Raw genomic sequence first — 11,538 nt, forward strand, 5'->3', positions numbered from 1 at the left:
GGGCGTGCATCGAGAAGACAGATTATCCCATCCCGGCAGAACTGATGCCGTCAACCCCGTCCTGGTGAATAGATACCAAGGAAGGACATCCAATCAAGATGCGGATGACGGTGGTCGATGGTTTCAAAACCAAGTCCGTTGCTGATTGGGCAAAACGGCATATTGCCAGTGGTAGCGCGGTGATATCCGATGGATTGGCCTGTTTCAAAGCGGTCAAGGAGGCCAATTGTGAGCACCTGGGTGTTGTCACCGGGGGCAACCTGGACTGGCTGGATCATCCGGCATTCAACTGGGTAAACACGATGATAGGAAATGTGAAAAACTCGCTGCGGGGCAGTTGCCATACGCTCGGAGCGAAGCATTTACCAAGGCATCTTGCGGAATACTGCTTCCGGTTTAATCATCGTTTTGACCTCAAGAGCATGTTGGTTGAATTGGGGCATGCAGTCGTGGCAAGCCCTCCGATGCCATATCGGCTCTTGAAGCTGGCTGAGGGTCATGGGTAATCAGGAAACGCTATTTCCCCCTTGCACTGCTCCAAGGCAGGATAGGCAGCCAATATGCAAGATGAAGCCACGGACTGGCACGGTATTGGCTCCCCCTGTAATCCGCCGAGTCGAGTTCAGCGGGTCAGGAGCGCCATCAGGGATGATGGCGCAGCCGCAGTCGGCACAGGGATGTGCCGTCTGCTGCGCTCCGTCCGACCCGTTGGACGAGACGAGGGAACCCGCGAAGCGGGCGGTTTGCCGGGGGAGAAGACCTTTGGTGACTTTGGGTCTTTCCAAAGTCACTCGCCCCAGCCCGAAGGGCGGGCGAAACACCTTCGAGGGCAAGGCCCTCGCCCAAACAAAAACCGCAGCCCCAGGGCTGCGGTTTTCTTATTGGCTCAACCTGTTGGCACTAGGCGCCAACAGGGCCACCGGCCTTAGGCACGGCGCCAGCTGGTCTTGCCGGCGCTGTCTTCCAGCACTATGCCCATCTCGGTGAGACGGGCTCTAGCGGCATCGGCAGCAGCCCAGTTCTTGTCGGCGCGGGCCTGGTTGCGCTCGGCGATCAGGCGCTCGATCTCGGCGACCTCTTCGTCCGCTTCGTCACCCTTGAGGAAAGCATCCGGATCCTGTTGCAGGATGCCGAGCACGGCGCCCAGTTCCCGCAGACGGGCGCCCAGTGCGGCGGCAACGGCCATGTCTTCACCCTTCTGGCGGTTGATCTCGCGCACCAGGTCGAACAGGGCGGAGTAGGCTTCCGGGGTGTTGAAGTCGTCGTCCATCGCTTCTTTGAAGCGAGCCACCTGCTCGTCACCACCGGCGGCGGCAGCCGCCGGCAGATCGCGCAGGGCGGTGTACATCCGCTCCAGGGCGGCGCGGGCTTGCTTCAAGTTATCTTCCGAGTAGTTGAGCTGGCTGCGGTAGTGACCGGACATCAGGAAGTAACGGACGGTTTCGGCGTCATAGTGGGCCAGCACATCGCGGATGGTGAAGAAGTTGCCAAGGGATTTGGACATCTTCTCTTTATCCACCATCACCATGCCGCTGTGCATCCAGGTGTTGACGTAGTCGCCGCCGTGGGCGCAGCAGGACTGGGCTATTTCGTTCTCGTGGTGCGGGAACTGCAGATCCGAGCCGCCGCCGTGGATGTCGAAGTGGTTGCCAAGGTGCTTGGAGTTCATGGCGGAGCACTCGATGTGCCAGCCAGGACGGCCCGGGCCCCAGGGGCTGTCCCAGGTCGGCTCGCCCGGCTTGGACATCTTCCACAGCACGAAGTCGAGCGGATTGCGCTTGGCATCCACCACGTCGACCCGGGCGCCGGCCTGCAACTGCTCCAGATCCTGGCCCGAGAGCTTGCCGTAGTCGGCGTAGGACTCGACGATGAACATCACATCGCCGTTGTCCGCCACGTAGGCGTGCCCTTTTTCCAGCAGGGTTTCAACCAGGGCGATGATCTCGCCGATGTGCTGGGTGGCGCGGGGTTCGATGTCCGGGCGCACCATGCCGAGGGCGTCGAAATCCTGGTGCATGTCGCCGATGAGGCGCTCGGTGAGAGCGTCACAGGTCACGTGCGTTTCGGCGGCGCGCTTGATGATCTTGTCGTCCACGTCGGTGACGTTGCGCACATAGGTGAGGTCGTATCCTGCATAACGCAGGTAGCGAGCGACGACGTCGAAGGCGACGAAGGTACGGCCATGGCCGATATGACAGTGATCATAGATAGTGACGCCACACACATACATGCCCACCTTGCCCGGGTGGATAGGTTTGAATTCTTCTTTTTGACGAGTGAGTGTGTTGTATATCTTCAGCATCTTATGACCACTGCCTGTGAGTAAAATGGCCTGCCATTCTAACCGCATCCGGTATAGAAAACGAGGCAGAAAAAGCCCCCTCTCCCCCCTGCCATCTATGCCGCAGAGCCTTGATGGGCTAGAATTGCCACCACTTTATGCCATACACCTGCGGGCAACTTGCTGCCCGCGTCAAAATGAAAGGACAACTCATGGTTACTCTGCACACCAACCACGGCGACATCACCCTGACCCTGAACGCGGAAAAAGCCCCGGAGACCGTGGCCAACTTCCTGCAATACTGCCGTGACGGTCACTACGACAACACCATCTTCCACCGCGTCATCGACGGCTTCATGATCCAGGGTGGCGGCTATGCCCCGGGCTTCGAAGAGAAAGAGACCCGCGCTCCCATCAAGAACGAGGCGGCCAACGGTCTGTCCAACAAGATCGGCACCATCGCCATGGCCCGCACCATGGAGCCGCACTCCGCCAGCGCCCAGTTCTTCATCAACGTGAACAACAACGACTTCCTGGACTTCAAGTCCGCCACCACCCAGGGCTTCGGCTACTGCGTGTTCGGTGAAGTGACCGCCGGCATGGACGTGGTCAACAAGATCAAGGGCGTGAAGACCGGCAACTACGGCCGCATGCACCAGGACGTTCCGACCGAAGACGTCGTCATCACCAAGGTGACCCTTGCCGAGTAATCCCTGCCGGCCAGGCTCTGATACCACTGCGGCCCCGGCCGCAGTTTTTCCATCTGCCGCCCCCAACTGGCGCCGCCTCGACTATCTGGCCCAGGGCAACGCACGTCAGCGCTCGGCCCACGCCCTGCTGAGCGGCGGCCTGTGGAATGAGCTTGGCCCCCTGTGCAACGATCTGGCCCTGGTGAGCACGATCGCCATCGGGCTGGATAGGCCCGGCAGCGATCTCGACATCCTCTGCCAGCATCCGGACCCGGCCTTCCTTGCCGCGACACTGGCAGCACAAGGCTGGCAGGTGCGAAGCAAGGGCGAGCAGGTCTGGATCGCCGAGCAGCGACGCCACGGGCCAGATGGCCAGTGCTGGCCAGTCGAGCTCTACCTCACCCCTGATCCCCTCGAGATGTGTCATGGCTGGCGCCACCTCAGCCTGATGGCCGCCCTGCTTGAGCGCTTTGGCGCCCCCTTCCACCGGGAAGTGCTGCGCCTGCGTGTTGATGAAGGGCTCAAGGGGGAAGCGGCCATGTGCCGCCTGCTGGGTCTGTCCGGCGACCCTTACGAGGCGTTGCTGACCCTGGAGGACGTCAACCTTGCGGGGCTCTGCTGCCCTTCCCTCCCCCACCCGCTCGACGAGCAAGGTCACAGGCCTTGTCCGCACCCAGGCGGGACTCTCTTACCATGATGCCCAGGAACTCATGAGCACCCTCTTTATCAGTGACATTCACCTCAGCCAAGGCAGGCCCGACATGACGGCAGCCCTGGTGCGCTTTCTGGCCGAAGACGCGCCCGGGGCCGACGCCCTCTATGTGCTGGGGGATCTGTTCGAATTCTGGATTGGGGACGACGACCCCAACCCGCTCCACCGCGAGGTGGCCGATGCCTTTCTCGCCCTGAGCCAGCAAGGGGTGCCCCTCTATTTCATTCACGGCAACCGCGACTTCCTCTTGGGGCGCCAGTTTGCCAAACGGGCCGGCATGACCCTGCTCGGCGACCCCTGCGTCATCGAGCTGTACGGCGAGCGGGTGCTGCTGAGCCACGGGGATCTGCTCTGCACTCGAGATGAGGGCTACCAGAAGTTTCGCCGCATCACACAACTCAAATGGCTACGCTGGCTCTTCCTGCGCCTGCCGCTCTCGCGCCGCCAGGCCATCGCCCACAAGATGCGCGGCCAGAGCCAGATGGAGAATGCCCAGAAGAGCCAGATCATCATGGACGTGACCCCGGAGGCGGTGGACGACATGCTGCGCCAGCACGGCTGCCGCCTGATGATCCACGGTCACACCCACAGGCCCGCCATCCACGACTTCACCCTGGATGGGCGTGCGGCGCGGCGCATCGTGCTGGGAGACTGGTTCGAGCAGGGGTCGGTGCTGGTCTGCTCCCCCGCCGGGCAGCGCCTCGACACCCGCGCGCTCGGCTGAGGCCCTCTGCCTGCCATGGTCAGGAGCGAGTCTCATATGACCGTTTCTGACTCACGCCGTGCTGTGGCGGGATACAAGCTGGATCCCTGCATATACTCTGGTTCTCTGCACACAACGAGGAGAAGACCATGGGATTTCTTACTTGGGTGGTACTGGGACTGATCGTCGGCATCCTGGCCAAATGGATCATGCCGGGCAAGGATGGCGGCGGTTTCTTCATGACGGTGATCCTGGGGGTAGTCGGTGCCATGGTGGGGGGCTATGTCAGCACCCTGCTCGGGATGGGAACGGTCACCGGCTTCAACCTGCCGAGCATCATCATCGCCACCGTTGGCGCCCTGATCGTGCTGTTTGTCTACAACAAGCTGCGCAGTTGAGGCGCAGCCACCCATCGATGCGAGGGCGCCACTGGCGCCCTCGCTGTTTTCTGCCCCGCTGGCGCCAGCTTGCTGCGACTACCCGCTCTCATCCCCCGTGCCTTAGCCCGGCCCGGGCTTGCATCATTTCTAGTTGAGGCGTCTAATAACCCCCATGCCAACCAGCGACGCTCTGCCCCGCCGCCCTCGCGGCCGCCCTGCCCAGCACGGGCACACCTATGCCGACACCCGGGATCTGTTGATCCGCCGGGGCATGGAGCTGCTGACCGAGCAGGGAATCGCCGCCACCTCCATCGAGCGGGTGTTGCAGTCGACCGGGATCCCCAAGGGCTCCTTCTATCACTACTTCGCCACCAAGCACGACTTCACTCTGGCGGTCATGGATGCCTATCACCACTACTTCTGCCGCAAGCTGACGCGCTATCTGGAGGATGAGAGCCTGCCCCCCCTGGCCCGTCTTGTTGCCTTCGTCGACAGCGCCTGCCGGGGCATGACCCGGTTTGCGTTCCAGCGGGGCTGCCTCGTGGGCAACCTGGGTCAGGAGGTGGTGCAGCTCTCCCCCGAGCTGTGCCTGCGCCTCGAGCAGATCCTCCTCGACTGGGAGGTGCTGCTCACCCGCTGCCTGAGGGATGCGGTGACGGCGGGGGAGCTGCCCCCTGATTGTGACTGCCCTGCCCTCGCCCATCAGTTCTGGATCGGCTGGGAAGGGGCCGTACTGCGCGCACGCCTGGTGGGCGATACCGAGCCCATGCTCTCTTTTCTCAATTTTTTCATGAAGTTAGCAAAGTGATTTTTTTACGACGATTAATAGTCAGTCAGTCCAATTAATGGGAGTAGACAAGATGTTCAACGGTATTCTGATCGAGAAAGACGAGGCGGGTTATCGCGCCAGCTACCAGAGCCTCTCCGAGGAGATGTTGCCTGCCGGGGATGTGACCGTGGCGGTAGAGTGGTCTTCCCTCAACTACAAGGATGGCCTGGCCCTCACCGGCGCCTCCCCTGTGGTACGCCGCTTCCCTCTGATCCCCGGCATCGACTTTGCCGGTACCGTGCTGGAGAGCCAGCATCCCGACTGGCACCCCGGCGACAAGGTGGTGCTCAACGGATGGGGCGTGGGCGAGACCCACAGCGGCGGGCTGGCGGAGCGGGCACGGGTCCGGGGCGACTGGCTGGTTGCCCTGCCTGAGCGCATCCAGCCCCGGGACGCCATGGCCATCGGCACCGCAGGGTACACCGCCATGCTCTGCGTGATGGCGTTGGAGAAGCACGGCATCACCCCCGGTGACGGTGACATTCTGGTGACGGGCGCCAACGGCGGCGTGGGCAGCGTGGCGATCACCCTCCTGGCCAAGCTGGGCTATCGGGTCGTGGCCGCCACCGGGCGGCTGCACGAGGCCGACTATCTGACGTCCCTCGGCGCCGCCGAGGTGATCGATCGCGCCGAACTGGCCACGCCGGGACGCCCGCTGGGCAAGGAACGCTGGGCCGGCGTCATCGACACCGTCGGCAGCCACACCCTGGCCAATGCCTGCGCCACTACCCGCTACGGCGGCGCCGTGGCTGCCTGCGGTCTCGCGGGAGGGATGGACTTCCCCTCCACCGTCATGCCCTTTATCCTGCGCGGCGTCACCCTCTATGGCATCGACAGCGTGATGGCACCGCGCCCGCTGCGCCAGCAGGCCTGGGCCCGACTGGCCGAGGATCTCGACCTGACCCGCCTCCATCTCCTCACCCGGGAAGTGCCCCTCTCCCAGGTCGTGACCCTGGGGGATGCCTTCCTGGCAGGCCAGGTGCGCGGCCGGATCCTGGTCAATGTCCAGGGGTGATGACTGACGCGATATGAGCCGGCTCGCCTGACCACGTCAGGCGAGCCTCTTTGTGTCCCCCTATTCAGGTCATGGAACTGAGCCGGGATGCAAACCCCATCAGCAGAACGCCTGCCCCTGGGCAGACGTTCGTGAAGGTCAAAACATCAGAAGGCCGCTTCATCAGTGCATAAGGCGCTCAGCTAACCGATCACCGAACAGCATGATGACGAGCCCGGTCAGCATGACCAACATTCCACCCAGCTTTATCAAAGATACCGGACGCTGGATGGTGCCAAGCAGACCAAAATGGTCGATGACCTGGGATGAGAGCAACTGTCCGACGATGGCCAACCCAAGCAGGGCTGACAACCCGATCTTCGGTGCGAGCACGATGTAGCTGAACAGCGCGCAAGCGCCGATCAGGCCGCCGGCCAGACTCCACAGAGGCTGTGATGGAATGGCCGCAAGCGAGGTGAATAATCCGCCACGCAGCAGCGAGAAGACCCCGAGGCTGAATGCACCGGCCGCAAAGGAGAACAATGCGGCGGTGACCGAATCGCCCCCGAGTCCTCGTGCCAGCTGGCTATTCAGAGTTGTCTGCAGCGTGATCCCGAGACCTGCGGCAAAAGCGATGACGTAATACAGCGTGCTCATGGGTTGCATACCTGTCAGTGTGCATGTGCCAGCGGCAGGAAGGCGTCAGCAAAAATGTCAGGCTCATACCCGGCGGCGGCAAACAGATGCTCACGGGACTCATCAATGGCGGCGCGAAGGCGCGTGCTGTCTACGCCCAGCACCTTGCCATGCTGCTTGACGATGCGCCCGCCAATAATGACGGTATCAATGTTGCTGCGCTCTGTCGCATGCACCACGGTGCCAAAGGCATTGCCGGACGGGTAGAGGTTGATGTCGCCAGCATTGATCAGAATGAGATCCGCCTGTTTTCCTGGCGTCAGGCTCCCTACCTTGTCCAGCAGCCCTGCACAGGCAGCACCATCGACAGTCGCCGATTTGAGAAGTTGGGCAGCCGGCAGCGTGGTCAGCGAGTGGTCGGAGCCGCAACAGTGCTGCTGATGTATGCCCATCACCCGTTGCAGGTAAAATGCCACGCGCATTTCCATAAACATATCAGTACTGTAAGAGGTTTCATTGTCGACGCTGAGGCCAGGGTTGATGCCATGACGCTGCGCCGCCTGGATGGCAAACATACCGTCCTCGATGCCATAGTGCGCATCGGAGCGCGGGCAGACATTCACCCGGACACCGGCTTCTCGCAGGATCTTCCATCCCTCATCTGGCAGTGACGTGCAGTGATTGAAAATATTGTCCGGGCCGAGCAGACCGCGCCGATGCAGTGACTCCAGCTCAGACGCCATAAAAGAACCAAAGAATTCAGTGACGATCGGCAGCCCCAGCCTGCGAGCCTCGGCCCACAATGCAGGCTCCAGCTGGGCCATGACAGCAAGGGAAACCAGGCTCTCTGGGTTGTCCTTGAAATATTTCTCTTGCAGGCGTTGCCAGTTACCCGGCCAATGAGCCTTGTCCCATTCCCCCGATACCGGTGCGCCGGAGGCGTGTATGGCACGGATCCCTGCATCCAGCAGGGCCTCGACGGCGGCGTCCGAATGGGCTGCGGTGCGGCTGTTATGGGAATTGTCAATGACGGTGGTGATGCCTGCATCAATGCAGCCCAGTGCCGTCAGCAGGTTGCCGATATACATATCGGCAGGGCGATAGTACTTGGCGAAAGAGAAGTGCGTGGCGTTGCTGTAGTCTTCCAGACAAGTGGCATTCGGATTGATGCGGCGCAGTTGTCCCTCCCAGGAGTGGCGATGAGAATCCACCATCCCCGGCATGGCGATTATGTTCGTAGCATTGATGATACGGGCACCATTCGCCTCCAGATTCTCGCCTATGGCCGTAATGGTTGATCCACTGATCAGAATGTCTCCACGTTCAATGTTACCCACGCTCTCATCCATGCTGAGGATCGTGGCTCCCTTGATCAAGATTGAATCTGGTATTACATCTTGATTATTAACAATATTTCTAACGTATCCGGTCATTTCAAGAGCCTCTATTCTAGCCAATGGCAAAAAGATACGGCACTCTATTACCCTGAAAAAGATGACCAAACTGTTTTCATAATTCATGATCTTCGAATAATCATGGGAACTATCGGTAGAGTTATCGTCTCAAGGGAGAAGGGCTGTGGATCGTATTCAGGCTATGCAGATCTTTATGCGGGTTGCTGAGACCGGAAGCTTCGTGCAGGCAGCAGAGACCCTCTCACTGCCTTCCTCGACAGTCAGCAGTACGATTAAAAACCTCGAAAAATACCTGCAGGTGCGCCTGCTGAACAGAACAACGAGGCGGGTGAACCTCACCCCTGAAGGCCTGCAGTATCTTGGCCAGTGCAGGGAAATACTCTCATTGATTGAACATGCCGAGTCCAGCCTGACGGAGGCTATCAAGCGGCCACAGGGGCGTTTGCGGGTTGATATGCCGAGCGGGATAGCACATTCCATCGTCATGCCGAATCTCAGAGACTTTCACCAACGTTATCCAGATATCTACCTGATGATAGGTGTGAGTGACCGGCAGGTTGATCTTGTTCAGGAAGGTGTGGACTGCGTGATCAGAACAGGAGAGCTGAATAACTCCACCCTTGTTGCTCGTCCCCTTGGCCGGTTTCGGTGGGTAACCTGCGCCTCGCCTGAATACCTTCACGAAAACGGTGTTCCCCAGTCCCCTGAAGAACTGTCTATGCACCAGGCGGTCCACTACTTTTCGGGCCTCGCCAGGCATGCAAACGAAATGCGCTTTGTCCGCGGTAAAGAGACTCTATCGGTTACTGTGAGCGGCACCGCAGCCGTCAATGACACGGGGCTTTATATCAAGATGTGCCTCGATGGCTTTGGCCTCATCCAGCTTGCCGAGAATGTTGTACTGGAGCACCTGCAGGCAGGAAGGCTCATCGAGGTGCTAGCAGATTGGCAACCGCCATCGGTGCCAGTCACATTGCTCTATCCCCATCAGCGTTTTCTGTCTCCTGCCGTGCGTGCATTTGCTGACTGGATTGCCGAACTTGTCCACAAGACCAGCCCGGGAAAATGAATACAACCATAGGATTCAAATCTGTTTGCTGGCCAACGAAACGCGAGGCCCAGGCGCCATAACAAGCCGCGCTAGCTTCAGTACCAAAGACCATCCCTAGACAACCTCGGCGCAGTGTCAAGACACATCTGCTTGCCTATGTCGGAGCACTCAGCCAGCCGATTACAGCAAATCACAGGGAGCAACAAGTCACCTGGACAGGAAATGGCCAATTCAGCAAAAGTGGGAAAGAAATTCTGGGGGGGGTAAAACAAAAACGACGCAATGAAGCGTCGTATCTGTTTAATCTGTAAGGCTTTTTCTTCAATTTTAATGGTGCCTGAGGCTGGAATCGAACCGGCACGACGCGAACGTCGAGGGATTTTAAATCAAAGGAACTCGTTTGCATCTCATTGCATGAAATAGCAAGTAGATGGAGCGAGTAACACCTCAAGTTCGCAACAAATCGCACCCCGTCATAGAACATCGCATAACGCTTATCACAGAATTCGCAAAGATACGCCGCCGTGTTGGTCTTGCCCCCGATCTGATAATCTGAGCCTTCGCATTTGCAATCGTTTCAGTCGGAGTCCCCCATGGCAGCCTATTCCCCTCCCTTCACCCTGACCCACGCCATGTTGAGCCGGGTGGCGGAGATCGCAGAATTGGTGGGGCAATGGCGCTCGACGCAGAGCTCGCAAGTCCCCATGCTGCGCCGGGAAAACCGGATCCGCACCATCCAGGCATCCCTGGCTATCGAGCACAACACCCTGAGCCTGGATCAAGTCACGGCAGTGATCGACGGCAAACCTGTACTGGGATTGCCCCGTGAGATCCAGGAGGTGCGCAATGCGTTTGCCGCTTATGAAGCAATGTCGGCTTGGGCCCCTACCTCTTCTGCGGATTTGCTCAGGGCCCATGGACGTTTGATGCACGGGTTATGCGATGACGCAGGGCAATGGCGTAGCAGTGGGGTCGGCATCTATCGAGGTGAGCAATTAGTGCATATGGCTCCCCCCGCGACTCAGGTTCCGCGTCTGATGGAACAACTGATGCAATGGTTGGCAGAAACAGAGGCCCATCCCTTGATCGCCTCTTGTGCCTTGCACTACGAGTTGGAGTTTATCCACCCCTTTTCCGATGGAAATGGTCGTATGGGACGCTTGTGGCAAACGGTGATCTTGAGCCGTTGGCAACCAGTGATGGCCTTCCTGCCGGTGGAAGCGATCATCAAAGAGCGCCAAGAGCACTACTACCACCAATTAAGTCAGGCCGACAGGCTGAGTGACTGCACCGATTTTATTCTGTTTCTGCTAGAGGCGCTGCGAGATGCGTTGGCCGAAGCGATTACCGCACAGCCGACATCTCAGCCCACCCTGCCAGAAAAAGTGAGGGTAGAAACGCCGGTAGAAATGAAGGTAGAAATGCGGGCAAAAACACCGGATGCAGTGTTGGCGCTCTTAGCGAGCGAGCCTGCCCTGACCCTGACACAAGTAGCCGAGCGAATAGGCAAATCGACCAGCACGGTGGAGCGAGCAGCTGCCGCATTGGTTAAAGCGGGGCGATTGCGCTTTGTTGGTCCGCGCAAGGGTGGGCATTGGGAAGTGTTGTCATAGGACTGCTTGCTAAGGCCACCGAGTGAGTTGCTACAGCCGCCCAGCTTCCAGGTCGCATCAGTAAACATATAACCAGCCAAGTAAACCCAAGCGCAACGAACCCCATTTGCGCACAAAGGAGGCGCAGTAACTCTCTGTTTTATCTCACTAACACCACAAGGGAAGGTGCGAACAAGTCCCTGATATGAGATCATGTTTGTCATCTGGAGCCATGGAACAGGGTTCATCATGAGTC

At 59.4% G+C, this 11,538-nt stretch carries 11 protein-coding genes and 1 pseudogene; 9 read left to right on the forward strand and 3 right to left on the reverse strand.

The window, feature by feature from the left end; translation table 11 throughout:
• Positions 1-77 precede the first annotated feature (77 nt).
• Positions 78-506, forward strand: a pseudogene (locus PG892_RS19250) (IS1595-like element ISKpn3 family transposase); the annotation flags it as partial.
• A 419-nt stretch (positions 507-925) separates the two neighbouring features.
• On the opposite strand, the gene cysS reads toward PG892_RS19250, so the two are convergent.
• On the reverse strand, positions 926-2,302 hold the full coding sequence (cysS, locus tag PG892_RS19255) for a cysteine--tRNA ligase (protein ID WP_270825707.1): 1,377 nt from the start codon (positions 2,300-2,302) through the stop codon (positions 926-928).
• Between the two features lie 191 nt (positions 2,303-2,493).
• Here cysS and PG892_RS19260 point away from each other — a divergent pair, with 191 nt between their 5' ends.
• The 6 genes from PG892_RS19260 (at position 2,494) to acuI (ending at position 6,609) form a co-directional block, all read left to right on the forward strand.
• Positions 2,494-2,991, forward strand: coding sequence for a peptidylprolyl isomerase (locus tag PG892_RS19260; RefSeq protein WP_039041198.1), 498 nt, complete (start codon positions 2,494-2,496; stop codon positions 2,989-2,991).
• Positions 2,981-3,667 carry a DUF4269 domain-containing protein gene (locus PG892_RS19265; protein ID WP_104454367.1) on the forward strand — a complete coding sequence of 229 codons (687 nt, stop codon included), beginning with the start codon at positions 2,981-2,983 and terminating at the stop codon, positions 3,665-3,667. Before PG892_RS19260 ends, PG892_RS19265 begins: the two co-directional genes overlap by 11 nt.
• Before the next feature lie 13 nt (positions 3,668-3,680).
• A complete protein-coding gene (gene lpxH / locus PG892_RS19270; protein WP_104454368.1) occupies positions 3,681-4,406 on the forward strand; it encodes a UDP-2,3-diacylglucosamine diphosphatase in 726 nt (241 codons plus the stop codon).
• A gap of 128 nt (positions 4,407-4,534) precedes the next feature.
• A complete protein-coding gene (locus PG892_RS19275; RefSeq protein ID WP_010675223.1) occupies positions 4,535-4,783 on the forward strand; it encodes a GlsB/YeaQ/YmgE family stress response membrane protein in 249 nt (82 codons plus the stop codon).
• Between the two features lie 154 nt (positions 4,784-4,937).
• A complete protein-coding gene (acuR, locus tag PG892_RS19280; RefSeq protein WP_041213120.1) occupies positions 4,938-5,573 on the forward strand; it encodes an acrylate utilization transcriptional regulator AcuR in 636 nt (211 codons plus the stop codon).
• Positions 5,574-5,625: 52 nt separating this feature from the next.
• A complete protein-coding gene (gene acuI / locus PG892_RS19285) occupies positions 5,626-6,609 on the forward strand; it encodes an acrylyl-CoA reductase (NADPH) (protein ID WP_104454369.1) in 984 nt (327 codons plus the stop codon).
• A gap of 162 nt (positions 6,610-6,771) precedes the next feature.
• On the opposite strand, the gene PG892_RS19290 is transcribed toward acuI, so the two are convergent.
• Entirely contained in the window at positions 6,772-7,245 is a 474-nt protein-coding gene (locus tag PG892_RS19290) for a DMT family transporter (protein ID WP_042014762.1), read from the reverse strand.
• 14 nt (positions 7,246-7,259) lie between these two features.
• Entirely contained in the window at positions 7,260-8,744 is a 1,485-nt protein-coding gene (locus PG892_RS19295) for an amidohydrolase family protein (RefSeq protein WP_270825708.1), read from the reverse strand.
• A gap of 58 nt (positions 8,745-8,802) precedes the next feature.
• Between PG892_RS19295 and PG892_RS19300 the strand changes: the two genes are divergently transcribed.
• Positions 8,803-9,708, forward strand: coding sequence for a LysR family transcriptional regulator (locus tag PG892_RS19300; protein WP_043156228.1), 906 nt, complete (start codon positions 8,803-8,805; stop codon positions 9,706-9,708).
• Between the two features lie 575 nt (positions 9,709-10,283).
• Positions 10,284-11,303, forward strand: coding sequence for a Fic family protein (locus PG892_RS19305; protein WP_103260365.1), 1,020 nt, complete (start codon positions 10,284-10,286; stop codon positions 11,301-11,303).
• The last annotated feature ends 235 nt before the right edge of the window (positions 11,304-11,538 follow it).

This window comes from Aeromonas sp. QDB68 (assembly GCF_027707405.1).
GTDB lineage: Bacteria > Pseudomonadota > Gammaproteobacteria > Enterobacterales > Aeromonadaceae > Aeromonas > Aeromonas caviae.